The organism is Nostoc sp. UIC 10607, from assembly GCF_047228265.1.
Taxonomy (GTDB): Bacteria; Cyanobacteriota; Cyanobacteriia; order Cyanobacteriales; family Nostocaceae; genus Nostoc; species Nostoc foliaceum_A.
Window position 1 is genome coordinate 201,272 of the sequence record NZ_JBIQNW010000006.1, and the last position, 23,361, is coordinate 224,632.

The window sequence follows — 23,361 nt, forward strand, 5'->3', positions numbered from 1 at the left end:
ACAAAGATTTAAGTTGGTAGTCGGAGCTACAGCAACTGGGGATCAGGCAATGCTAGGCTTGGCTGGTGTAATGTAAAATTGTGGCGTAAAGCTCCTCAGCAGTTATGGCTCAAATATTAGATCCTCTACCACCTGAGCAATCGGGAAAAATTCTCTGCTGCTACATTAATGCCACCAGCAAAATACAGGTAGCTCGCATCTCCAATATTCCCAACTGGTACTTTGAAAGGGTTGTTTTCCCTGGACAACGTTTAGTGTTTGAAGCTCCGCGAAAAGGTCAAATGGAGATTCATACAGGCATGATGGCAAGTGCAATTTTATCCGATAAAATTCCGTGCGATCGCTTGATGCTCGAAGAATCCAGCGCTTATGAGTTTGATACAGACTCATCAGATGGAAAAGACCTTATTAATACCAGACCTATGGTGCAGCAAATTCATACAAAAATCGGAGATACTACAAAACCCTTACAAATTGTTGGTTTAGCATCGGTTGATTAAAAAAAAATTTACTAAATTTAAGGGTTGCTAATTCAGCAGCCTTTTTTGTTTATTATTTATTGGGCATTGGGCATTGGACATTGGTTATTCTCCTTGTCTCCCTTGTCCTCCTCATCTCCCCCATCTCATCTACAATCATTCTTATGAATCTGCCTTCATTTCTTTGGTTGTGGAAAATAGCCGCTTGGTCAATGGGGTTGTCCCTGCTGGCATATCTGATGCTAGCAGTAACCGGCGTTTGGATGTTTCGGGCGAGAACTTCGCAGCAATTCCCTTTTATTACCCCATTTATGGGAGGGAATAGGACAGTGCGATCGCTCCACTATACAATGGGCATCAGCATGGTAAGTTTAGTGCTACTACTGCTAGCGATCGGCATCGTTGGCACTTGGGGGCACTTTGGTTCTTTAGGTCACTCATCGCACTTAATCGCTGGGTTAATAGTCGTAGCATTAGTTTTACTATCTGCTTTCAGTGCCACCCAAATTAGTGTCAGACGACCTTGGGCTAGACCCTTACACATCGGCGTAAATATTATTCTATTTATAGGATTTGCCTGGGTGTCCCTTACTGGTTGGATTGTAGTGCAGAAGTATTTACCGTGAACTGCCATACATCAACTACCAGGGACATAGACCTACCCTACAATGAAGAAAAGCATTGTAATTGAGCCGTGACAGCAAACTCAGCCAATATCTCAGCTTCTGTTTTTCGTCTGTCTCCTTTGATTCGGATAACGTTGCTGAGTCTATACATAGCACTCACAGTCCCATTACCTTTTTTATCGCAGGTAACAGCTGCACCCGTACCTCCAGAATTATTGTGGATAGGGATTGGCATCGGTTTAGTTGCCTTGTACGCGGTATTAACTGAACAAGTAATGGTAGATGACCAAGGAATTCAGGTTACTTACCCCGCCTGGGTGCCTCGCTTTTTTCGTAAAGGCTGGTCTTTACCTTGGTCACAAGTTAAAGAGTTAAAACCCCGCAGTACTGGACAAGGAGGGCTAGTTTATTACTTCCTCAGCCAGGATGGGAAAGCTTATTTACTACCGATGCGTGTAGCTGGATTTGCCCGTTTGGTGCAAATTGTCCAAGCAAAGACGAGTATTGACACCACAGATGTTCGCCCTTTAGCGCAGCCCTGGATGTACCTGATTTTACTAGTATTCACACTGCTGCTACTATTAGTCGATGGCTGGGCGATCGCTACAGCGTTAACTACTACACAATTAACTTAAAATTGGCAATGGGGCATGGGGTATTGGTTCTTTCTTCCCCATTTTCCTACTCTCTACTCCCTATTTTTCATTCACCTTGAATAATGTCACAGCAAAACCCACGCTCAGACTAGAGCAAGTTAATCTATTTACAAGGCTGAAAACCCAACTTTCAGGCAATCAGCAAGGATACCCCATATTGCAAGATATTTCCTTAGAGGTATTCCAGGGCGAACGACTTGCGATTATAGGCCCAGTAGGCGCTGGGAAAACTTCGTTATTACGTCTCCTCAACCGCCTCATAGAACCCACGAGTGGTAAACTCTATCTAGAAAATCAAGAATATCGCCAAATTCCCGTCATCCAGCTACGCCAGATGTTTGTACTTGTATTGCAAGAATCAAGACTATTGGGGATGACAGTTCAGCAAGCCTTGGCTTATCCTTTAGTTTTGAGCGGTTTGCCCAAACAGACTATTCAGCAACGAGTCAGTCACTGGACAGAACAACTGCACATTCCCAATGAATGGTTGGGGCGAACAGAGGTGCAACTTTCTGCTGGACAACGACAACTAATAGCGATCGCACGTGCCTTAGTCGTCCAGCCTAAAATATTATTATTAGACGAGCCAACCTCTGCCCTAGATGCTGGTACTGCTTCTCATCTAATGCAAGTCTTAACCCAGTTGAGTCAAACTCATCAAACTACGATTTTGATGGTAAATCACCAACTAGAACTAGCCCAGATGTTTTGCACTCGGTTGTTACATCTACAGCAAGGTCATTTATTGGCAAATCAAAGAGTCTCTGAAATAAACTGGGTTAAATTACGAGAAAGCTTAATTCAAGCAGAAGCTCAAGACGATTTTGGATTTTAGATTTTAAATTGCTCAGGAGACAGAAATCAGGAGTCGTTATCTTACTCCTTCTCTCACAAATGCCCCATCACACTGGACTACTACTAAGCGTTGAACGTTGATTATTAAATCTCTCTCTAGCTAACTTTGTTGTTTGTGACTGTGAAATATTGGTATTCAAAATTTCCATATTAAAACGGTATCCTACATTGCGGATAGTTTGAATCAAATTGGGTTGGCGGGGATCAAGTTCAACCTTTTTCCGCAGCGATAAAACGTGAGTATCAATAGTACGAGGGTTATCGATAGCGTCAGGCCAAGCACGACGCAGCAATTCTGATCTACTCAGAGGTACGCCCCCAGCTTGTGCCAAAACGTACAGTAAACTGAATTCTTGGGGTGTTAAGTCGATGAACTCCCCCTGAAAGCGGACACGACGCTGAACTAAATCAATTTGCAAAGTGCCATAATCCAAATAAGCTGGTGCAGTCGGTGTACGCTTCCGGCGAATCAGCGCCTCTACCCGTGCCAAAAACTCTTGCATTCCAAAAGGTTTGCTCAGATAATCATCTGCACCCGCTTTTAAACCTGCGACGATATCACCTTCACTATTACGGGCAGATAGCATTAAGATTAGAGGTTGCTGCTGACGATGCAACCAACGACAAAACTCGATGCCATCACCATCAGGTAGGTCTGCATCCAAGACGACCAGTGTTGGTTGATGACTTAAAAATACTTCCCTTGCTTGATAAATGCTGGCAGCTTGATGCACACGGTATTCCAGTTGTTGCAAGTGCCAACCCAGCAACGACCTCAGATGGGGATTCCCCTCAATGATTTCTATACAAACCGAACCCACGGTGGCAAGACCCCTTAGCGTCGATGACTTTCAAAGTAACAAGCCCATCTCTAAGGTTTTGTAGCCTTTGTTACTTCAATTGCTATTAACTTTACATTCCCTAATAAAAAGCGTGGCAATATCTTTAATTTATGCTTTGCCGATAGGCGATTAGAAATATTCTTAAATTTTTATTAAATTTATCGAAAGTATTGTTAGACTTATCAAAAGTTCTTTTAGCTTAACATTCTGTTTTTACATGGGCGTAATATGGCAAAAATCTACAACCCAACCAGCTAATCGCTACTAAAACAGCTTTTCAACCTGATGGTGAAAGTGGATTTTTTCGCAAAATTTAGTGTCCCCATCCAGGAATATAACACCAATACAATTGCGTTGTTGACCATGAAAATCAAAAAAATAACTTAGCAGCTAACTAGAATCGATGTTTTCTGGAATAGGATTAAAGTAGCTTGTAGCAGCTATGAAGGTATTGCCCAAAGTAGATGTGTTTACTTTGAGTTGATGCCAAAGTGAAATTACACTTCACATTTGAGCGTGAATCATTTACAATTCTCATTCCAAAGAGTTTAATACAGCAGTTATGCTCCAAGACACACAAACCATCCGCTATTACCAAAGACTCACCGACGCCTTCGTCGAGTTATGGAATCGCGGTTATCGCACGGATGATATGCGGATGTATTTGGATGGATATCTAGCCGCACTGCGACATAGCAACGTCATTGAACCTTTTCTAATTCATCGCCTAGAAGAGGAAGCCAGCCGCTACTTGTACGATGGATCAAACTTTGCGGTGCCGCAACCACAGCCACAACCCGATTACTACTAAGTACCATTTACGTGGTCATTGATAGTAACCGTTAATTACCGCAGATAATTATAGCATATTATCTGTATTGGTCAACGGGTTGACGTGGTGTGAAATTTTGGAGATATTGTATTGATTAAACGCATCCCCTCAGCCTTATATTGGTCTTGCCAATAAATACGACTGAGGGGATTGTTGGCTACCTATAAAATCAAGCCCAACATAGGTAAAGTATTTTTGTCAAAAATCCATTAAAAAACCCTTGAAAGGCGAGACACTATTTCTCTACCCTTTCAAGGAAATTTAAAATGGCATATTGCCTTAATTGGGAAGCGCAAATTCAGCAGCATCCCTTTAGTTTACGTAAAGAAAGATTAAGAAGCTAGTGCTACTTCTACCTTTTCCTGCAATTCACCTTTTTGGTACAGTTCAATCAAGATGTCAGAACCGCCAACGAATTCACCATTGATATACACTTGGGGAATTGTCGGCCAGTTAGAGTATTCTTTAATTCCTTGACGGATTTCAGAGTCTGATAAAACATCAACCGTCTCGAAGGGAACTCCCAAGGTATTGAGAATCTGCACAACGTTGTTGGAGAAACCACATTGGGGCATTAATTTGTTTCCCTTCATGAAAACTAAAATCTTGTTCTGTTGTAGCAAGTTATCAATTTTGTCTTTGAGTTCTGGTGTCATGGTATTTGTGTTTCCTATGTTGGATTCAACAGTGAGGAGTGAGGAGTGAGGAGTCAAAATTCATAACTCCTAACTTCTAACTCTTATTTACGAAGCTGCTATTGCTTGCCAAGCTTCGGGAGTGTATGTTTTTACCGCCAAGGCATGAATCGCTTCAGTTGACATAGCTTGACCCAACGCACCATAAACCAACTGGTGCTGTTGCACTAGTCCTTTACCTGCAAAGTGCGATGAAACTACTGTCACCTGATAGTGGTCACCGCCACCAGTCAAGTCTTGCACCTGAACCTGGGCGTCTGGCAGTTCCGCCTTGATCATTGCCTCAACCTGCTGCGGACTAATCATCGCAATTCCTGAAAAAACTTACTTTTCTATTATTAACAGATATAGAGCAAATGACCGTGCCAACTTCAGGTTTTGGCAAGGCTGTAGATAAACGTGCCTCTGAGGTGTATTTTTGAGAACGCTCAGGTTTTGGCTACGGCGGATAGCTCTATCCTAGCACTGGGGCGTTCCCAAGCGAATCGTTAGGGAGATGGGGGAGATAGGGAAAAAGAGGCAACAAAAATTTAATTTATTTTTTTGGGGATGAGGAAGATGAACTACCACCTTCTCTAGGATAGGGAGAATCTACAAAACCTAATTCAAACAACTGTTTATAGGCTTTCTTGCCTAAATCCCGCGTCGGGTTTTGACTCTTAATGATTTGAACCAACAATGGCACAGCTAATTCTGGCTGATTTTGGGCCCGATGTACCAATGCTAGCTGAAAGGTGGCTTCATCTCTCTTTTGGGCTGTTAATAGAGCTTTTTGACGCTGAGAGTCAGAAACTCTATTGTCAATTCCCGAAAAGCTAGAATTTAACTCTTGATAAAAATTAGATAGCTGATTATAAACCTGACGTGCTTCTTGCAGTTTCTTAGCAGCTAAGGGGTAGTTTTGAGCAGAAACAGCTTGTTCTGCATCTTTCACAAGGCGATCGCCACCTTGAATACTCAAAAGACTGTTACTTTGGGTTATGGGGCGTAAATTATTGGGATCGTTGGGATCAATAGGTTGTGGGCTAGTAGTGCCTGGTGCCTGTGATACCTGAGCATTCACAGGTGATAGCAGGCTGAGGACTGCTATGACTGATAAAAGAGTACGGTGCATCAAGGTAACAGCGGCAGCAGTGTTCATGGGATCAATTAGTGCAATGACTATACAGAAAAGTTATGGAAACTTCGGGTATCTTAACTCTGTTTTGGTTTTGGACAAAGCAAAGCCGCATCCTAAGTTTCTTTGATTTAGACTGAAAATTGGTTTAGTAGAGTTCCCATTGCTCCTGTATACTAATTAACTAAAATCGTTCCTATGAGCGATCGCATTAATTCCTCTGATTTTACAATCATCGGTTTACTAGCAAGCAGCTTGGGAGTAGTTTGACAAGGCGCTGGCGAAAAGTTGATTTGAGAAAAGAATTTAAACTGCTCCACCATCTATCTTGCTACCTACTTTCCTCCCCAATAATTATCTCAGGTTAAGTGGGATATTTGGCACGATAATCTTACCAAAGCACTGCTTGAACTATTCGCGATCGCTTCCAGCGGGCGTGAAACGCCATCGCACCAACCAACCATTGAAACATGGCGATGTCCCTAGTCCGCGCTCCTCAAAATTTTGTTTTTACCAGTCGTATTTACAAAATCATGGAAAATCTAAAGACTTTTATTTAACTATTTGACCAAATATAAGAATATTTATCATCAACCAATTCAGTAGTTTCGAAACAATTATTAGCTATTCGCTCAAAAAATGCCAATTTGGCTAAATATCCTGTTAATAGAGGGTAATCTATATATATACATCCTCAAAGGTTGCAAAATACCACTAATTCAGGATGAACATAGCACTTACAACTGGTGTCAAACCTTGACAATGTGCAGTTAGTTTCTTAATCATGCACGGTTAATGGTCAATAGCTAAGAGCCAGTCTTGGGACTCTTGACGGATGACAAGATTAAGAATTAGTAATTTCTGCAAATGCGTGATTAGTAATTTTTGTTTCTTGATGGCTTAATTGTTGCAGTGCCTTTGCTAAATCAGCTGTGATGCTTTTGGCATCTTGTTTTATACAGCCACTCATGTAATCCATTACTCTAATTGGGGAGCCAATGTCAATACTCACATCTGTACCCCAATTTGGATAAGGTTGGCTGTAATTAATAGCTATAGGTATAATTTTCACTCCCAGCCCCGAATGACTAGATTCAGCACTCAAAGCAAGACGAGCAATTCCGGGTTTCAACTGGTGAACTTGGCCATCACGAAAAATGTTACCTTCTGGAAAGATGACCAGGGTTTTTTTCTGCTGAAGTAGCTCAACTCCATGTCGCAGCGTGCGGATTGACGGATGCTTAGAATTTACAGGAAACCCCCCCAAACGTCTGACAAACCAGCCTTGCAAGCCTTGGCATTCGTCAATAGTCACCATAAACCGCAGGTCTTGTTCTCTCCGACAATCAGCGGTAGCGTAGGGTACGAGCAATGCATCCCAACGCGCCCGATGAGTAGGCGCGAAGATCACAGGCCCAGTTGTAGGGATATTTTTTTGTCCGGTTATTCTAATTTGCCCAAAGAATAATGGTAATAGGCAGTGACGCCCTAATAAATATGCCAGAGGACTTAACCAAGGAGAAACCCTTGAGGTAGTACGAGCCACCTGAGGATTTGCTGCTGTGTGCTGGCAGGTATCGGATGAAGAGTAAAATTCCATCATGACGGATGCAGCTGATTGACGGGTAAAAATTTAACGAAAAGCTGATTAGTTACACCGTAGATTCTCTTGCGTGACTTGTGTCCTAGTAGATGGACAGTTTTACCTCTGTCCGTTAGTTTACTGTACGCCGTCTAAGAGCAAACCAAGCCTGTAGTTGTTCACGACAAGCTGACTCTAGAACGCCTCCGATTACTTGTAAGCGGTGATTAGAAGCAGCGCTATGGGGTATGTTAATAGCTGTACGAATTGCGCCAGTTTTTGTATCGTCTACTCCATATACGAGTAGTCCTAGTCGCGCTTGGACGATCGCACCTGCACACATTGGGCAAGGTTCAAGAGTTACGTAGAGGGTACATTCATTAAGATGCCAATTTTGTAAAGTTGTTGCAGCTCTCTTGAGAGCCAGAATTTCCGCATGAGCGGTAGGGTCTTTGTCGCGCTCCTTTCTGTTTTCTCCTTGTGCTAGCAATTTGCCTGTTGAATCAATGATAACAGCACCTACAGGGACTTCACCTGCATCACCTGCTGTTTGTGCTAATTCTAGAGCATAACTCATCCATTGTTTATGTATAAGATAATCTGCATACTTACTTAGCATTTTCTTAATCAATACAAAAATTTTAAAATTCTGATCGCCTTTGGACGAGTGAGACACCGATCCTACGAGAAAGAAAAAGTATATAGTCTAGAAATTTTGTCATTACTTAATTATCCCGCCTCGGAATAAATTCCAAGGCTAATAGCTAAAGTCCTCTTATAAAGGACTAAACAAGAATTTCTGTCCACTTGAGTGGACAGTAGCTCTTAGCCTAGAACTTAAGTTCTAGGCGGGATGTGCGTCACTGCAATAGTTAAACTGTTACAAAAATGGGGGTAATGACAAGGACTAGAAATCTGAAGCTAAATAGCAGCTTGGGCTAAAAGGGAATCGAGTTGATTTTGTGTGTCTAGTTGATAAAGATCATCGCAGCCGCCAATGTGCTGATTATTGATAAATATTTGTGGTACGGTACGGCGTCCGTTAGCGCGTTCTGCCATTTTCGCTCTAGCTGCTTCGTCGCCGTCGATTTTATATTCAGTAAAATTTACACCTTTCCACCACAGCAGCATTTTGGCACGGATGCAGTAAGGACAAGTTTGCCACGTGTAAAGCTCGACGTTGGCTTTGACTCGCTCTGGATGGCGATTTAAGAGGGGATTAAGAAAGTCCAGCATATTTTCTTAAACAAGGTTCTAACTATGTCTCTAGCCTATAGCAATCCTATTTGAGTTGCGAAATTAGTCGTGGAGGTAGGGAATAGGGAACAGATTTTTTTCACGAATGATTTGAGATTGCTATAGATTATTGCTTACCGCATTGGCGCTGGAACCCACTTTTGAAAACCCTCTAAATGATTCCAGTAAGCTAAATATCCAGTGAATGCCCAAATTAGAGCGGCTACTATCAGCACTGCTACGCCTATTAGCCGCCAGGTGCGGTTAGTTTTCCAATAGAGAGTTGGGGCTGCAAAAACACCACCTAATCCAGTTAGAATAAAGCCGATTCCCGACAAAAGCGGTTGCCGTGTCAAATTCAAGTTGATGATGCGGATACCGACTACGATCGCAACTACGCCAGCAAAGAAGCCGTAAATTGCTATTGTCAATAAATCCCAACCTTGAGCAAGAGCGATCGCAGCCGCAACAAACAAGATTCCAAATAAGACACTTGTCTCACCGAAGGCAATGTTAAAGCTACCAGTAACTGGCCAGGTGAAGCTCATGTGTAAACCAGTTGTAAGTGCGATCGCACCCGTAATTCCGAAACCTGGAATCCACTGTCTTTGATTAGAACTATCTATACTACGATACACATAGTCAGCTAGTAGAAATAACCCAGCTACCATGTTGATTAACATGAGTGTGATGTAGTCGATAAACACGATTAACCTCTTAATTTGACAAGCTTTTTACTCTGTGCCTCGTTTTTCAGTTTTTAGGGAATTCACCAGCTTTTTTTCTTTATTATTTTATACCTAGAGAGAAACACTGAAGAAAAGCAATGTTCTTATACACTGCTACCCATTTGTGCTAGTTCTTAACTTAATTGCTTTTGAACACGCTTTATACTGGAGTAGTAAGGGTAAAAAAGCAAGATGTCTTAACTGGCACTTTTCTAACCAGTTAGCAGCAAAACTTAACTTTCTTCCACGTGTATCCGCCCTTTGGTAGACTTGAAGACTGAAATAGCCAGATGAAGCGGCGGAAATTCAAGCAGTTGAGAGGGCAGACTCTGTGGAAAATACACTTGGGTTAGAGATTATTGAAGTAGTAGAGCAAGCCGCGATCGCATCCGCAAAGTGGATGGGTAAAGGCGAAAAAAACATCGCTGACCAAGTAGCTGTGGAAGCTATGCGGGAGCGGATGAATAAAATCTATATGCGGGGTCGCATTGTGATTGGGGAAGGCGAACGCGATGACGCGCCTATGTTATACATCGGGGAAGAAGTTGGTATCTGTACCCAACCAAATGCCGAAGCTCTTTGTAACCCTGATGAACTAGTTGAAATTGATATCGCCGTTGACCCCTGTGAAGGTACGAACTTAGTAGCTTATGGACAACCTGGTTCAATGGCTGTCTTGGCAATTTCTGAAAAGGGTGGATTATTTGCTGCTCCTGACTTTTACATGAAGAAGTTAGCAGCACCTCCCGCAGCTAAGGGCAAGGTAGACATCAACAAGTCAGCAACAGAAAACCTCAAGATTCTCTCTGAGTGTCTAGAGCGCTCGATTGAAGAACTTGTAATCGTGGTCATGAAGCGCGAACGCCACAACGATTTAATTAAAGAAATCCGTGAGGCTGGAGCAAGAGTCGCTCTAATTTCAGACGGTGATGTGGGTGCAGCTATAAGCTGCGGTTTTGCTGGAACTAATATCCACGCACTGATGGGTATAGGTGCGGCTCCTGAAGGTGTAATCTCAGCAGCAGCAATGCGTGCTTTAGGTGGACACTTCCAAGGTCAACTGATTTACGATCCAGCAGTCGTAAAAACAGGTCTGATTGGAGAAAGCAGAGAAGCCAACATCGATCGCTTAAAGTCTATGAATATCAATGACCCCGATAAGGTCTATGATGCTCATGAACTGGCATCTGGTAAAACTGTTCTGTTCGCTGCTTGCGGTATTACCAGTGGTAATCTGATGAATGGTGTACGTTTCTTCAACGGCGGAGCAAGAACTCAAAGCTTGGTAATTTCTAACCAGTCGAAAACTGCTCGATTTGTTGATACAATTCACATGTTTGGTGAACCCAAGACTCTCCAATTGAACTAATTTTTAGGGAATGGGGAATAGTAAAAGTAGGGACGAGGCATTTGGAAATAAATCTTTCTCTAAAACGGAAAGATAGTCATCCAAATGCTTTACCCTTACAGTAGTTAGTAGTTAGTAGTTAGTGATTAATAGTTGTTTGTTGCTGGGAATAACTACCAACCAATAAACAAAAATTCCCCATTCCCTATTCTCACTCAATGCCCTATTTTCAACTACCAACTAGTAACTACGATTTAGCAAATGAATATAGCAGTGGTGGGGTTAAGCCATAAAACAGCCCCAGTAGAAGTCCGGGAAAAACTGAGCATTCCAGAACCACAAATTGAAAGTGCGATCGCTCAACTGGCCAGCTATCCTCATATTGATGAAGTTGCAATTCTTAGCACTTGTAACCGCCTGGAAATTTACATTGTTACCAGTGAAGCAGACCAAGGTATCCGAGAAATAACTCAGTTTCTTGCGGAATATAGTAAATTACCTGTACTTTCTCTACGACAACACTTATTTATGCTGCTTCATGATGATGCCGTGATGCATGTCATGCGGGTAGCCGGTGGTTTAGATAGTCTGGTACTCGGAGAAGGTCAAATTCTGGCTCAGGTGAAAACTACTCACAAACTGGGACAGCAATATAACGGTATAAAAACCATTTTGAATCGATTATTTAAACAAGCGCTGACTGCTGGTAAGCGGGTTCGCACTGAAACTAGTATTGGTACTGGGGCTGTCTCTATAAGTTCGGCAGCTGTGGAATTAGCACAGATAAAAGTAGCAAATTTAGCAGCTTGCCGAGTGGTAATTTTGGGTGCTGGTAAAATGTCGCGGCTGCTAGTGCAACACCTTATTTCTAAAGGTGCTGTGGAAATTAGTATTGTAAATCGCTCTCGCGATCGCGCCCTAGAATTAACAAAGCAGTTCCCTCAACAACCGATCAATATTCATCCACTATCGGAAATGATGAGCGTAATTGCCGATAGTGATTTGGTGTTTACAAGTACTTCTGCTACAGAGCCAATACTTGACCGTGCCAAATTGGAAATGGTTTTAGAAGTTCAGCGCTCTCTAATGTTATTTGATATTTCTGTGCCGCGTAATGTTCATGCGGATGTAAATGAACTAGAAAATGTACAGGCGTTTAATGTGGATGATTTGAAGGCAGTAGTAGCGCAAAACTACGAAAGCCGTCGGAAGATTGCACAGGAAGCAGAGAAACTTTTAGAAGAAGAAGTCGAAGCCTTTGATATTTGGTGGCGCTCTCTTGAAACTGTTACCACTATTAGCTGTCTGCGAAATAAAGTCGAAACCATCCGCGAACAAGAGTTAGAAAAAGCTTTGTCGAGATTGGGTTCAGAATTCGCTGAAAAACATCAAGAAGTAATCGAAGCATTAACACGGGGAATTGTCAATAAAATTTTACATGACCCAATGGTGCAATTGCGATCGCAGCAAGACGTGGAAGCCAGACGGCGCTGTATGCAAACTCTGCAAATGCTGTTCAACTTAGATGCAGGGGAGCAGTTTAGTTAAATTAAACAACAAGTAAGATCCCCGACTTCTTAAAGAAGTCGGGGATCTTAGCTTTTCAATTAGATATACTTCTAATTAGACATCTATCTAATTAGAAGTTAGTTATGCAACTACCTCCTCAAATAAATTCCTGCTAGTCGGAAAAAGCGTCTAGTAATTCTTAAGTGGTTAGCAAACCAATTTGATATAGGAGTCAACTACCCTGAACGTTTGGTAAATGATATTCTCAAACGCTAACATCTTGACTGCGCCACACTGCGACGGGAGTTGATTGCTTGCCAGTTAATGCAGCGAGAAAATGGGATTTATTGGCGTACAACATAAATATAAAAAATGAGCAAATCCCACAATCATAGGTTGTATTTTTATGCAGTTAGAAACCAAAAAATTCTATTACACACCTGAAGAGTATTTAGAACTTGAAGAAAAGGCAGAATATAAAAGCGAATACCGTGATGGAGAAATTGTACCGATGACGGGTGGCACTACAAATCATAATAAAATTGCTTTGAATTTAGCTGCATCCTTAAAAATTGCTTTAAGGCGTAAAAATTATGATGTTTATATTGGTGATGTACGTTTATGGATACCCCGTTATCGGCAGCACACATATCCTGACGTGATGGTGATTGAAGGACAACCTATTTATACGGGAACTAGCACAACAACAGTTATGAACCCGATGTTAATTGCTGAAGTTTTATCTAAATCGACTAAAAATTATGACCAAGGCGATAAGTTTCTTTATTATCGCTCTATTCCCGAATTCAAGGAATATATTTTAATTGACCAATATCAGTATCACGTGATGCAGTATGTAAAAACTGCGGAAAGTCAATGGTCATTCACTGAACTGGAGCATGAATCTGCAACTTTATCACTGCAAACGGTTGATTTTCAAATTGAATTGCGCGACCTTTACGAACAAATCAATTTTGCAGAAAATAACGAAGATTAAAATAATTCGTAATTCGTAATTCGTAATTTGTAATTTGTAATTTGTAATTAAGTTTTGCATTAGCAAGTCAGTGAGCGTCTGGGGATTTTAATCCCACCTCAAAACTTGTCGCTTGTTAGAAGCGAGGAACTTAGACTCCTCAAAAATGTTAAAAAAAAAGGAATTTTATAGAACTATTGTGCAAAATCACCTATCGAATCGGGATTGTAATTACAAACTCTGCACCCTTTCCTGGTAATGAAATACACTGTAATGAGCCACCATGTTTTTCAGTAATAATTTGGTAGCTAATAGATAATCCCATACCAGTACCTTTGCCAACAGGTTTAGTGGTGAAAAAGGGGTCAAAGAGATGTGATTGGATTGCTTCTGGAATCCCTGTGCCATTATCAGCAATCTGAATAACGACATTTTCATTCACCTGCGCTGAAGAAATACGAATTATTGGGTCTGGACAAAGCCCATTTTGAAAAGCCTCTTCTAAAGCATCAATAGCATTTGCCAAGATGTTCATAAATACTTGATTCAATTGTCCTGCAAAGCACTGAATTTTAGGGATGTCAGCATACTCTTTAATCACTGTGATTTGAGGGCGATGACTTTGGGATTTGATCCGATGTTGTAAAATTAATAGAGTGCTGTCAATCCCTTCATGGATATCAGCAGTTTTAAACTCGGCTTCATCCAAACGAGAAAAGATTCTTAAACTGAGGACAATTTCCCGGATGCGACTGGCTCCAATCTTCATGGAAGTCAACATTTTAGGCAAATCTTCTGTTAAATATTCAATATCAGCTTCTTCTTCAGCTTTTTGAATTTCTGTTTCTGGGTAGGGATAATGTTTTTGATAAAGTTGAAGTAACCACAACAACTGTTGAGTGTAATCATCAGTATGCTTAAGATTGCCGTAGATAAAATTAACTGGGTTGTTAATTTCATGAGCAATACCAGCAACTAATTGCCCCAAGGAAGACATTTTTTCATTCTGGATTAATTGAGACTGGGTATGCCTGAGTTCTTGTAAAGTTTCCTTGAGAGCAATATTTTTTTGTCGTAGTGCTTGGGTTCGTTCTTCTATTTTTTCTTCTAGTGTTTGGCTATAAAACTCTAACTTTTGTTTCGCCTCATATTGTTCTGCTAATAGTCGCTTTACTTGTTGAATTAACTGGTTAAAAGCAATCGCTAAGATTCCCACCTCGTCTTGAGTCGTTACAGGAGCTTGCAGATCAAAATTAGATTCTTGGGTGACTCGTTGTGCCACTTGTGTAACAGCTTGCAGATGACGAGTAATAGTTTGTGCAATTAAAAACCCAATAACTGCCACAATACTGCTTCCCGACAAAAACAACAATCCTAAATGTGTCCATAACTTCCATTGAGCAACTTCCAGCAGTGAGGTAGGATACAACACTGTGGTTGTTAAAGACTGACTCACTCCTCTAAATATGATGCTTTTAGCTAAATAGTTTTTGTGATCAATAGTGATTTGTCTAGCAGGTAAATTAGGATGAGGAAATTCCCAAGTTCCATCTTTGGCTACCAACAAGGTTGTTGCAATTACACGATTTTCTCTGTGGACAATCAGTTGTTTTGAGGAACCCTCGGCAATTTTTTGTATTAGGGTGTCGTCTACTAAGTTACCAATAATGATTCCTCCCAAAAGTCCTGCTGATGATTTGATTGCATTTGTTACCACTTCGAGAACTTGTTGCTTGGCTTCTACATTTACTAAATCGACTAAATGCGCTCCTCTACTAGCAGTGTTGGTAACTACTTCGTCTAATAAAGTGGCTTGACTTAAAGAGTTATTTCGTAAATCTACGAGGACATTACCCTGAGTATCAATTACCTTAATCCAATCCAACTTTAATATAGATTTGAGTGGTAGCAATACTTGTAAAAGCAAACTTTGATCTCGCTGTTCCACAGCCTGATTTAGCATATCTCGATTAGCAATCAGTTCGATTTGAGTTTCTAGGGTTTGCTGTTCATACTGAAAATCCTGAGAAACTCGTTCAGCAAAACTTTCTATTTCTTGGCGAAAATTCTGCTGCAAACTATCGGTAAACCAATTTCCTAGCACTACTAAGCCCAGCATAAATACGCTCAGGCAAACTGTAAGTATTGGTAGAACAATTTTTTGGCTGAGTTTCAGCCCCCTAAAAAATCTCTGCATGGCACATTTAACAATAATTACTAATTCGTAATTCGTAATTTGTAATTACGAATTATTCATTTATTTAGCAGGAACAAAGCCATTATTTCTTAGTACTTTTTCACCTTCTTTGCTCAATATAAAATCGATAAAACCCTGAGCAGGTGCGGAAGGTACTTTGTCCGAAAGAATACCTATATGACGCACCATTTGGTATTTACCATTGGCGAAGTTTTCCGATTTGGGAGCAACACCATTGAGACTGAGATGATTGACAGGTGATTTATTGATGAGAGAATAAGCCAAAGAAAAAGCGCCGATAGAATTAGGAGTACTTTGCAAGGTTTCGATTAATTCTCCCTCTTTGCTCAAAATCACGGCTTTATTTGTAGTCTTATCTTCTCCCAAATAATGTTTTCGTAATAACTTTTTCGCTGATTCATCTTCGGGTCTATCCAATAATACAATCTTTGCGTCAGCACCACCTAATTCTTGCCAATTTGTAATGTCACCTTTGTAAATTTCTTTTAATTGCTTGGTTGAAAGGTTATTGACACCTTTGACACTGTTGTTGGTGGCGACAAGTAACAAATCTTGTGCAATTTCACGATATTGAATTTTCCCGTTATCTTCTTCTGGTTTGAGTTTGTGACTGCTACCAGCGATATCAATAATATCGTTTTTTAGGGCTGCGATCGCTCCTTCAGATTGGCTATTGGAGATAAACTCAACTTTGACAGTTCTATTTTGGGATTGATAAGCTTGTGCTAAAAGTTTTAAAAGTGTTATCGTTGAACTAGAATCACCAATTTTGATAATTGTTTTGGCTTGAGAATCAGCTTGACTACTAACTAGACTAGAATCTTTCAGTTCGGTTGTTTTAACTGAGTTACAACCGCACATCTCAAGTAAGATGATGCCGATGATCATTAACTTAGCAATCTTTTTCATAAGTAAATCTCCAAATATCCAAAATCCGATATCGGGTCTAAGCTTTCATAGCTTAATATTCCCGAATAATCATAAAATTTAACTGTAATAAACAAAATACCCCAATACGGTTCGGTTAAGGCAAGAGACGCGATAAATCGCCGTCTCTACAAAGGACTAATTATTGTAAAGACGGCGATAAATCGCGTCTTTGCAATTAGCCGCGTGTCATCAAAAAACCTTATCCGAACCGTATTGCAAAATACCCAACTTCTCAAATAAGTTGGGTATCTATGGTTTTAATTAGTAAATAAATTTTTAGCTCATAAACTATTTTCCCAAATAAGCTTCTAAAACTTTGGGATTAGTTTGAATCTCTGCTGGTGTACCATCAGCCAAATTCTGTCCTTCGGCAAGTACCCAAACACGATCGCACAAGGACATAACGACATCCATATTGTGTTCAATAATCAGAAAGGTCATCCCGTCTTGGCGGTTCCAAGTGAGAATGCGATCGCAAATATCATCAATCAGTCTCGGATTCACACCAGCAGCCGGTTCATCCAACAAAATTAGCTTGGGATTAGTCATCAGCGCCCGTCCCATTTCCAGCAGCTTGCGTTGTCCACCCGACAAGCAACCAGCATAATCGTGTGCTTTTTTTTCCAAGCCCACTGATTCTAATAGGTACATTGCTCGCTCTTGCAGTTGCTTTTCTTCCTTAGCAACGATGTGCGGTTGCAATTGTACTTGCCAAAAATTTTCACCCGTTTGTTTTTGCGCCGCCAGCAGCATATTTTCTAACACCGACAACCGCGAGAGAGTCCGTGCAACCTGAAAAGTGCGGATTACTCCCTGCTGGGCGATTTGATATGGTTGCAAATTGTGAATCGGTTCGCCATCAAAAATCACTCGTCCCTTATCTGGGCGGATAAAGTTCGAGAGTAAGTTAAATAAAGTGGTTTTACCAGCACCATTGGGGCCAATCAAGCCCGTAATACTGCCTTTAGCAACTTCGATTCTCGCCTCATTAACTGCTTTGACACCACCAAAGCTTTTAGAAAGTCCAGTGGCTACCAAAAGGGGAAGTGGCGATGACTGGTTATTTACCAAGAGTGAGTTCCTCCTTTTTCCCTAGAATACCTTGAGGTCGCCAAATCATCAGTACCATCAGAATTAATCCGATGACCATGATCCGAAATGCACCCAAACGGGCTTCATCAAGGGTAACGATTCTGGGTAAGACTTCCCGCGTCAGCGCATCGTAAGCAAAGAAAATTACCGCACCTAAGATTGTGCCAACGTTATTTCCAGAACCACCTAAAATCACCATGATCCAAGTATCAAAGGTGATCTGCGGTTGAAAATTATCAGGGTAAATGGCGCTGAGTTGCCAAGCAAAGAAAGCACCAGCGATACCTGCGATCGCACCCCCTAACATTAATGATTGTAATTTATACCAAAAGACATTTTTTCCCAGCGCTTTGGGAATTTCTTCATCTTCACGGATGGCTTTGAGAATTCTACCCCAAGGCGATCGCACCAAAATTTCTAAACGCCAGTATACAAATGCTAAAACCAACAACAAAACCAGCATTAAACCCGCTTTTGGGTTGTAGTTATACAGTCCAATCACCCCAGAAATATAAATCGCTGCTGCCAAAGCTGCTAATACAATTCCCACTCCCAAGCGGGATATAAATTCTTGTTTGCTAGTTGTCCTTTTGCCTAAATCAGTAGTCCGAGATATTTGGGTGGTGCGAATCCATCGCCACAACGTAAAGAAAGTTATAGCAGCTAACAGTGTTAAAAGCCCAATCATCAAAAATCTGACAAACAAATTCGGCTCTGTGGATAGGGGTATGGGATAACTTTGCACACCAAACGCCCCAGAAATCCAGGTGTCACCCACAGGTAATTCCTGATTGTTTACCACCAAACGAATTAATTCGCCCGTACCAATGGTGACAATCCCTAAATAATCTTCCCGCAAGCGTAGAGTTGCAAAACCAATTATCAAACCCAACAAGGCGGCGACAATTGCCCCAGCGACTGCCGATATCAGTAGGGGTACGCCCTTTAAGCTTAACAATACCGTTGTATATGCTCCAAGGGTCATGAAAGCAATATGACCAAAGTTAATTAACCCGGTAAAACCCCACTGTAAATTGAGTCCCAGACCGAATAAAGCAAAAAGTGCTGTAGAAATTGCTAAGAAAATTAGATAGTCAACCATGTTTAGGAGTTAGGAGTCAGGAGTAAAGCTCAGAGGTTTAATTTCCCTATTCTCGGAAACTTGCTAGTTTTCTCCTCTGGTACTAGGCGAATAAATTTTAGCGTAGCTTGAGCGTAGCTAATTTTTATGGGAATACTATTTATTGTTAGTGTTTTGGTATGGGAATAGTTGACGTATGAATTTGCTGCGACTGAGAATGCATCACTTAATTGAGCAGTTAGCCGATGACGATTTGCAAGACATTTGGGACGTTCTCAAAGCTTTACATTGTGACTTTTATATGCTCAAAGCGATACAACAAGTTAAGCGATCGCAGCAACCGTGGGATATCTTAACCCATGAAGAAGCGGTAAGACTGTTGATGTTTTTCTGATTCAGCAGCACTCTTTTGGTGTCCCTCAAGTTTTGGTTAAGGTAACGCCTAGTGAGTCTGGAAATGCGCTATGCACGGTCTTTTTTACTAGACCTGAAAAATTTAGAACCTGCCGCCTACGAGCGGGTACATGATTTTGTGTTTATTGAGTTAGCCCAAAAGTGGCAACTGACTGATTTAAAAGAACTGCGACAGCTTGATGGTGAAGGCATTTTTCACCGCTTCACCCTAGACAATTACCTGATTGGTATAGAAATTAGGGGTGAAATTGTGAAATTTCTGCGTGTCATCCCTATGCCAGATGTGTGAAGTGAAGAGTCAAGCGAACACTTAAAACTGTAAACTGTATAAGGCTAGGCAGGGATCGCTATAACCTTACATTAAACTGGTTTTTGAGAAAACACTTTATTTGAGATTTCCCTATGGATGCTAGGGCACTTTGGCAACGATACCAAAACTGGTTATATTTCCACGAGGGATTGGGACTGTACTTAGACATAAGTCGAATGCGGTTCGATGATGGCTTCGTGGATTCGTTGCGGCCGAAGTTTGACAAGGCGTTTGCGGATATGGCTCAACTGGAGAAGGGTGCGATCGCAAATCCCGATGAGAACCGCATGGTTGGACATTACTGGCTGCGAAATCCTGATTTAGCGCCAACTCCAGAACTTACACAAGAAATTGTCCAAACCCTAGAACAAATCGAAGCCTTTGCGGAAAAAGTCCAAACAGGTGCTATTCATCCTCCCAGAGCAAGCCGCTTCACGGATATTATCTCCATTGGCATTGGTGGTTCCGCGCTCGGCCCCCAATTCGTCGCTGAAGCTCTCGCTCCTGATTTCCCGCCCCTGAAACTTCACTTTATCGATAACAACGATCCAGCAGGTATCGATCGCGTGATCAATCATCTGCGAAACAGCCTCGCCAGCACTTTGGTATTGGTGATCTCCAAATCTGGGGGAACACCGGAACCTCGCAACGGCATGATTGAAGTTAAAAAAGCTTACGCCGGACACAATTTAGAATTTGCTCAATATGCGGTAGCTATTACCAGCGTTGACAGCAACCTCGATAAACTGGCTAAAGACGAAGGTTGGCTGGCCAGATTTCCTATGTATGACTGGGTGGGAGGACGCACCTCAGAAATGTCTGCTGTGGGGCTAGTACCAGCTGCATTGCAGGGCATTGATGTTCGCGCCATACTAGATGGTGCAAAAGAAATGGATGACGCTACCCGCGTCCCAGATGTGAAAAATAACCCCGCAGCCTTGCTTGCTTTGTCTTGGTACTTTGCTGGTAACGGAAAGGGTGAAAAAGATATGGTTGTCCTACCTTATAAGGACAGCTTATTTTTATTCAGTCGCTATTTGCAACAGCTGGTGATGGAATCCTTGGGCAAGGAAAAAGACTTAGACGGGAATGTTGTCCATCAAGGCATCGCCGTTTATGGCAACAAAGGCTCAACAGATCAACACGCTTATGTCCAGCAGTTGCGTGAGGGTGTAGCGAATTTCTTTGCTACTTTCATCGAAGTGTTGGAAGATCGTCAGGGCCCATCCACTGAAATAGATCCGGGAGTAACATCAGGCGATTATCTTTCCGGTTTTCTTCAAGGAACCCGACAAGCGCTTTATGAAAATCACCGCGATTCAATTACAGTCACGATTCCCCAAGTTAATCCCCGAACTGTAGGGGCATTAATTGCTTTGTATGAACGTGCTGTTGGTTTATATGCTAGTTTGGTTAACGTCAACGCCTACCATCAACCAGGCGTAGAAGCTGGCAAAAAAGCAGCCGCTTCCATTCTCGATTTGCAAACACGAGTGTTAGCAGTCCTACAAAAAGAAAAAACTCCCATTTCTCTTGACGAACTCGCAAAGAAGGCAGGCGCATCAGAGCAAGTTGAGGCAATTTACAAGATTTTGCGTCATATCCATGCCAATCAGCGAGGTGTAGTTTTGCAAGGTGATCTTCAGAAACCCGGCAGTTTAACCGTTTCTGCTAGCTGATAACTCTAGTCTGAATATCACATTTTGTCCATAATTGTTGTATCAGCAACAATTCTTTATGGTGAAGCATCCTAGATAGAAGATATATCTTCAGTCTAGGATGTTTCACTATTCTGTATCCAATTCATAATTCATTATTGATGCCACAGAGCAACTAAATTTATTTATCCACCGCTATTTCTGAATTGCAATGAGCCAAAAGTCCAAGCTGTTGTTTTGTTCTAAAAATAAATAGTTTTGGTAAATTCTGTGCTGTCGAGTATAAATAGTGGTGTTATCTGACGCATAGACGCAAAACTGTTCAAATTTTAGGGTGGGTGATGTGTGTTTAAATCTTTCACGAAACTTGACTACCTGCTGAAAGAAACTTTCCTCGGGTTACTACGGGGAGGTTGGATGAATTGGGCAGCAGTAAGTACTGTTACGGTGTTACTGTTTTTATTTGGCTTGAGTTTGCAAACCTCTTGGCAAGTCGAAAAACTTCTCTATCAGTTCGGTAGCCAGCTAGAAGTTTCAGTTTATCTCGAACCAGATACGCAAGCCGAAAGCATTGAGTCATTGATCATAAAAATGCCAGAGGTAGCGGCGATGCAAACCATTACCAAAGAACAAGCTTGGACTAAGTTAGTTAAGGAAATGAGAATTTCTGATATTGAGGGTGCTACCCAGCAGCTAGGCGAGAATCCTTTAGTTGATGAGATGAAGGTGAAAGCGCGTAATTCTCAAGTTGTACCAACCTTAGCAACGCAACTGGCCAAGTTACCGGGAGTTGATACGGTGCAGTATGTGGATGAAGCAGTTAAACGCATTGCCCAATTGCACCAAGGTCTGAACTGGATTACTTTAACGATTACAATTATTTTGACCTTAACAGCGATCGCAGTGACTACTACGACAATTCGGCTGATTGTCATGGCGCGACGCCAGGAAATTGAAATTATGCAACTAGTGGGAGCAACTTCTGCTTGGATTTACCTGCCGTTTATTTTACAAGGAATTGCTTTTGGTTTAGTTGGTGGTGCGATCGCTTGGAGTTTCATTTCAGTAATTCAACAGTTTCTCGGTAAGTTGCTAGCCAATCAACCTGAGTTTATTCAAGCTATTACCAACGGTGTGCAACTCACTCCAGCCCAAATTTTATTATTACCCCTGATTCTTTTAAGTTTCGGTGCAGGTGTAGGATTAATGGGAAGCTTATTTGCTGTCCGACGTTTTGCTAAAGGTTAGTCATTGGGCATGGGGAAATGACAAAGGACGAAATCGCTATGAAATCGCAATGGGAATGTTTTCTGCAAAATCTCGGTGTATGGGAAGGTTCATTCACCAATTTTTCTCCCGAAGGTACACTTCTGAACGATACTCCTAGCCGTCTTTCCCTAGAAGGTTTGAACAATAACCAGATAGTGCGTCTAACTCTGAGCCGCTCGGGACAAGATGATCTGATTAGAGAATATAGTTCTGTGGGAGGGGGTCTCCTATTTTTTGAAAATGGTTCATTTTCTGAAGGTTTAATTCAGCTAGGGCCATTTTCCGAATTTGGGGCAGAACTTGCTTTTGTTCATGAAAATCGCCGCTTACGTCTGGTGCAAGTATTTGATAAGACCAGTCAGCTAAGTAGACTAGTTCTAATTCGAGAACATCTAGCTGGAACCACAGTAGCAGAACGTCCACCCTTGCAGATAAATGACTTGTTGGGAGAATGGCAAGGAAAAGCAGTGACAATATATCGAGATTTGCGTTCGCCTGATATTTACTCTACAACTTTGAAAATACAACTTGATGATACTGGGCGATTAATTCAAAGTACCTCTTTTGGAGAACGCACAATTACCTCAACTGCTACCATCAAAGGTTCCATCATTCTCTTCGACCAAGATCCCCAAAAGCAAGTACAAGTATTATTGTTACCTGATGGCGCTTCTGCAACTTCTCCTCTAAAGGTGCAATTACGTCAACCCTTATTTTTGGAAGCGGGTTGGTTAATCCAGCCAAATCTGCGCCAGCGGATGATTCGCAGCTATAACGATAAAGGTGAATGGGTTAATCTGACATTAGTTACTGAAGAAAAGGTGTAAGGGATTTTTAGCTTGCGATCGCTTATCCCCGGTAATTCAAAGTAACTCTTCGCAAAAAACTTAAACAGGTTAATGGCACAG

26 protein-coding genes and 1 pseudogene are annotated in these 23,361 nt (G+C 41.5%); 14 read left to right on the top strand and 13 right to left on the bottom strand.

Annotation, left to right across the window (positions count from 1 at the left end; translation table 11 throughout):
* The first annotated feature begins 104 nt into the window (after positions 1-104).
* The 4 genes from ACEYW6_RS08300 to ACEYW6_RS08315 all read left to right on the top strand — a co-directional run bounded on the left by ACEYW6_RS08300 (position 105) and on the right by ACEYW6_RS08315 (position 2,596).
* Positions 105-500, top strand: a complete 396-nt coding sequence (locus ACEYW6_RS08300; RefSeq protein WP_196510867.1) for a DUF1830 domain-containing protein — start codon at positions 105-107, stop codon at positions 498-500.
* Between the two features lie 143 nt (positions 501-643).
* Complete coding sequence (locus tag ACEYW6_RS08305) at positions 644-1,105, top strand: DUF4079 domain-containing protein (RefSeq protein WP_412979329.1); 462 nt, start codon at positions 644-646, stop codon at positions 1,103-1,105.
* A gap of 68 nt (positions 1,106-1,173) precedes the next feature.
* Positions 1,174-1,740, top strand: coding sequence for a hypothetical protein (locus tag ACEYW6_RS08310; RefSeq protein WP_412979330.1), 567 nt, complete (start codon positions 1,174-1,176; stop codon positions 1,738-1,740).
* A 76-nt stretch (positions 1,741-1,816) separates the two neighbouring features.
* Positions 1,817-2,596, top strand: coding sequence for an ATP-binding cassette domain-containing protein (locus ACEYW6_RS08315; protein WP_412979331.1), 780 nt, complete (start codon positions 1,817-1,819; stop codon positions 2,594-2,596).
* A 67-nt stretch (positions 2,597-2,663) separates the two neighbouring features.
* Here ACEYW6_RS08315 and ACEYW6_RS08320 read toward each other — a convergent pair whose 3' ends face one another.
* Entirely contained in the window at positions 2,664-3,437 is a 774-nt protein-coding gene (locus tag ACEYW6_RS08320; protein WP_190892895.1) for a response regulator transcription factor, read from the bottom strand.
* 583 nt (positions 3,438-4,020) lie between these two features.
* Between ACEYW6_RS08320 and ACEYW6_RS08325 the strand changes: the two genes are divergently transcribed.
* A complete protein-coding gene (locus tag ACEYW6_RS08325; RefSeq protein ID WP_104907495.1) occupies positions 4,021-4,269 on the top strand; it encodes a DUF6761 family protein in 249 nt (82 codons plus the stop codon).
* A gap of 353 nt (positions 4,270-4,622) precedes the next feature.
* On the opposite strand, the gene grxD is transcribed toward ACEYW6_RS08325, so the two are convergent.
* The 8 genes from grxD to ACEYW6_RS08365 form a co-directional block, all read right to left on the bottom strand.
* Positions 4,623-4,946: a Grx4 family monothiol glutaredoxin gene (gene grxD / locus ACEYW6_RS08330; RefSeq protein WP_190893041.1), complete on the bottom strand. Its 324-nt coding sequence runs from the start codon at positions 4,944-4,946 to the stop codon at positions 4,623-4,625.
* Positions 4,947-5,033: 87 nt separating this feature from the next.
* Entirely contained in the window at positions 5,034-5,291 is a 258-nt protein-coding gene (locus ACEYW6_RS08335) for a BolA family protein (protein WP_412979332.1), read from the bottom strand.
* Positions 5,292-5,520: 229 nt separating this feature from the next.
* A complete protein-coding gene (locus tag ACEYW6_RS08340; protein WP_190892896.1) occupies positions 5,521-6,126 on the bottom strand; it encodes a hypothetical protein in 606 nt (201 codons plus the stop codon).
* A 152-nt stretch (positions 6,127-6,278) separates the two neighbouring features.
* Positions 6,279-6,425 (bottom strand): hypothetical protein, encoded by a 147-nt coding sequence (locus ACEYW6_RS08345; protein WP_190892897.1) that lies wholly within the window; start codon positions 6,423-6,425, stop codon positions 6,279-6,281.
* A 521-nt stretch (positions 6,426-6,946) separates the two neighbouring features.
* Complete coding sequence (locus ACEYW6_RS08350) at positions 6,947-7,705, bottom strand: lysophospholipid acyltransferase family protein (RefSeq protein WP_196510871.1); 759 nt, start codon at positions 7,703-7,705, stop codon at positions 6,947-6,949.
* A gap of 112 nt (positions 7,706-7,817) precedes the next feature.
* A complete protein-coding gene (gene tadA, locus ACEYW6_RS08355; protein WP_196510872.1) occupies positions 7,818-8,303 on the bottom strand; it encodes a tRNA adenosine(34) deaminase TadA in 486 nt (161 codons plus the stop codon).
* A gap of 302 nt (positions 8,304-8,605) precedes the next feature.
* Complete coding sequence (grxC, locus tag ACEYW6_RS08360; protein ID WP_190892904.1) at positions 8,606-8,920, bottom strand: glutaredoxin 3; 315 nt, start codon at positions 8,918-8,920, stop codon at positions 8,606-8,608.
* A 134-nt stretch (positions 8,921-9,054) separates the two neighbouring features.
* A complete protein-coding gene (locus ACEYW6_RS08365) occupies positions 9,055-9,627 on the bottom strand; it encodes a DUF981 family protein (protein ID WP_412979333.1) in 573 nt (190 codons plus the stop codon).
* Positions 9,628-9,979: 352 nt separating this feature from the next.
* Between ACEYW6_RS08365 and glpX the strand changes: the two genes are divergently transcribed.
* From glpX to ACEYW6_RS08385, 4 genes and pseudogenes are all read left to right on the top strand, one after another.
* Positions 9,980-11,017 (top strand): class II fructose-bisphosphatase, encoded by a 1,038-nt coding sequence (gene glpX, locus ACEYW6_RS08370; protein WP_190728269.1) that lies wholly within the window; start codon positions 9,980-9,982, stop codon positions 11,015-11,017.
* A gap of 240 nt (positions 11,018-11,257) precedes the next feature.
* The gene (locus ACEYW6_RS08375; protein WP_412979334.1) at positions 11,258-12,544 is read left to right on the top strand and encodes a glutamyl-tRNA reductase; all 1,287 of its coding nucleotides are present in this window, start codon (positions 11,258-11,260) and stop codon (positions 12,542-12,544) included.
* Between the two features lie 126 nt (positions 12,545-12,670).
* Positions 12,671-12,868, top strand: a pseudogene (locus ACEYW6_RS08380) (DUF2087 domain-containing protein); the annotation flags it as partial.
* 43 nt (positions 12,869-12,911) lie between these two features.
* Positions 12,912-13,502, top strand: a complete 591-nt coding sequence (locus tag ACEYW6_RS08385; protein WP_412979335.1) for a Uma2 family endonuclease — start codon at positions 12,912-12,914, stop codon at positions 13,500-13,502.
* Between the two features lie 190 nt (positions 13,503-13,692).
* Here ACEYW6_RS08385 and ACEYW6_RS08390 read toward each other — a convergent pair whose 3' ends face one another.
* From ACEYW6_RS08390 to ACEYW6_RS08405, 4 genes are all read right to left on the bottom strand, one after another.
* Positions 13,693-15,600, bottom strand: a complete 1,908-nt coding sequence (locus tag ACEYW6_RS08390; protein WP_412979336.1) for an ATP-binding protein — start codon at positions 15,598-15,600, stop codon at positions 13,693-13,695.
* A 138-nt stretch (positions 15,601-15,738) separates the two neighbouring features.
* The gene (locus ACEYW6_RS08395) at positions 15,739-16,608 is read right to left on the bottom strand and encodes a substrate-binding domain-containing protein (protein ID WP_412979337.1); all 870 of its coding nucleotides are present in this window, start codon (positions 16,606-16,608) and stop codon (positions 15,739-15,741) included.
* A gap of 309 nt (positions 16,609-16,917) precedes the next feature.
* Positions 16,918-17,700: an ABC transporter ATP-binding protein gene (locus ACEYW6_RS08400; protein WP_412979338.1), complete on the bottom strand. Its 783-nt coding sequence runs from the start codon at positions 17,698-17,700 to the stop codon at positions 16,918-16,920.
* Positions 17,690-18,823: a branched-chain amino acid ABC transporter permease gene (locus tag ACEYW6_RS08405; protein WP_412979339.1), complete on the bottom strand. Its 1,134-nt coding sequence runs from the start codon at positions 18,821-18,823 to the stop codon at positions 17,690-17,692. Before ACEYW6_RS08405 ends, ACEYW6_RS08400 begins: the two co-directional genes overlap by 11 nt.
* Positions 18,824-18,998: 175 nt before the next feature.
* Between ACEYW6_RS08405 and ACEYW6_RS08410 the strand changes: the two genes are divergently transcribed.
* From ACEYW6_RS08410 to ACEYW6_RS08430, 5 genes are all read left to right on the top strand, one after another.
* Entirely contained in the window at positions 18,999-19,196 is a 198-nt protein-coding gene (locus tag ACEYW6_RS08410) for a hypothetical protein (protein ID WP_412979340.1), read from the top strand.
* A 51-nt stretch (positions 19,197-19,247) separates the two neighbouring features.
* Positions 19,248-19,505, top strand: a complete 258-nt coding sequence (locus ACEYW6_RS08415; RefSeq protein ID WP_069073154.1) for a cytotoxic translational repressor of toxin-antitoxin stability system — start codon at positions 19,248-19,250, stop codon at positions 19,503-19,505.
* Positions 19,506-19,618: 113 nt separating this feature from the next.
* Positions 19,619-21,205: a glucose-6-phosphate isomerase gene (locus tag ACEYW6_RS08420; RefSeq protein WP_412979341.1), complete on the top strand. Its 1,587-nt coding sequence runs from the start codon at positions 19,619-19,621 to the stop codon at positions 21,203-21,205.
* Between the two features lie 324 nt (positions 21,206-21,529).
* Positions 21,530-22,432 (top strand): cell division protein FtsX, encoded by a 903-nt coding sequence (locus ACEYW6_RS08425; RefSeq protein WP_412979342.1) that lies wholly within the window; start codon positions 21,530-21,532, stop codon positions 22,430-22,432.
* Between the two features lie 38 nt (positions 22,433-22,470).
* Complete coding sequence (locus ACEYW6_RS08430; RefSeq protein WP_412979369.1) at positions 22,471-23,280, top strand: DUF3598 family protein; 810 nt, start codon at positions 22,471-22,473, stop codon at positions 23,278-23,280.
* Positions 23,281-23,361: the final 81 nt, after the last annotated feature.

Coding starts and splice junctions, on each gene's coding strand:
- ACEYW6_RS08335 (WP_412979332.1), bottom strand. CDS start 5,291: ATGATTAGTCCGCAGCAGGTTGAGGCAATGATCAAGGCGGAACTGCCA.
- ACEYW6_RS08410 (WP_412979340.1), top strand. CDS start 18,999: ATGAATTTGCTGCGACTGAGAATGCATCACTTAATTGAGCAGTTAGCC.
- ACEYW6_RS08350 (WP_196510871.1), bottom strand. CDS start 7,705: ATGATGGAATTTTACTCTTCATCCGATACCTGCCAGCACACAGCAGCA.
- ACEYW6_RS08300 (WP_196510867.1), top strand. CDS start 105: ATGGCTCAAATATTAGATCCTCTACCACCTGAGCAATCGGGAAAAATT.
- ACEYW6_RS08325 (WP_104907495.1), top strand. CDS start 4,021: ATGCTCCAAGACACACAAACCATCCGCTATTACCAAAGACTCACCGAC.
- grxD (WP_190893041.1), bottom strand. CDS start 4,946: ATGACACCAGAACTCAAAGACAAAATTGATAACTTGCTACAACAGAAC.
- ACEYW6_RS08305 (WP_412979329.1), top strand. CDS start 644: ATGAATCTGCCTTCATTTCTTTGGTTGTGGAAAATAGCCGCTTGGTCA.
- tadA (WP_196510872.1), bottom strand. CDS start 8,303: ATGCTAAGTAAGTATGCAGATTATCTTATACATAAACAATGGATGAGT.
- ACEYW6_RS08345 (WP_190892897.1), bottom strand. CDS start 6,425: ATGGTGGAGCAGTTTAAATTCTTTTCTCAAATCAACTTTTCGCCAGCG.
- ACEYW6_RS08430 (WP_412979369.1), top strand. CDS start 22,471: ATGAAATCGCAATGGGAATGTTTTCTGCAAAATCTCGGTGTATGGGAA.
- ACEYW6_RS08375 (WP_412979334.1), top strand. CDS start 11,258: ATGAATATAGCAGTGGTGGGGTTAAGCCATAAAACAGCCCCAGTAGAA.
- ACEYW6_RS08405 (WP_412979339.1), bottom strand. CDS start 18,823: ATGGTTGACTATCTAATTTTCTTAGCAATTTCTACAGCACTTTTTGCT.
- grxC (WP_190892904.1), bottom strand. CDS start 8,920: ATGCTGGACTTTCTTAATCCCCTCTTAAATCGCCATCCAGAGCGAGTC.
- ACEYW6_RS08390 (WP_412979336.1), bottom strand. CDS start 15,600: ATGCTGGGCTTAGTAGTGCTAGGAAATTGGTTTACCGATAGTTTGCAG.
- ACEYW6_RS08420 (WP_412979341.1), top strand. CDS start 19,619: ATGGATGCTAGGGCACTTTGGCAACGATACCAAAACTGGTTATATTTC.
- ACEYW6_RS08340 (WP_190892896.1), bottom strand. CDS start 6,126: ATGAACACTGCTGCCGCTGTTACCTTGATGCACCGTACTCTTTTATCA.
- ACEYW6_RS08395 (WP_412979337.1), bottom strand. CDS start 16,608: ATGAAAAAGATTGCTAAGTTAATGATCATCGGCATCATCTTACTTGAG.
- ACEYW6_RS08385 (WP_412979335.1), top strand. CDS start 12,912: ATGCAGTTAGAAACCAAAAAATTCTATTACACACCTGAAGAGTATTTA.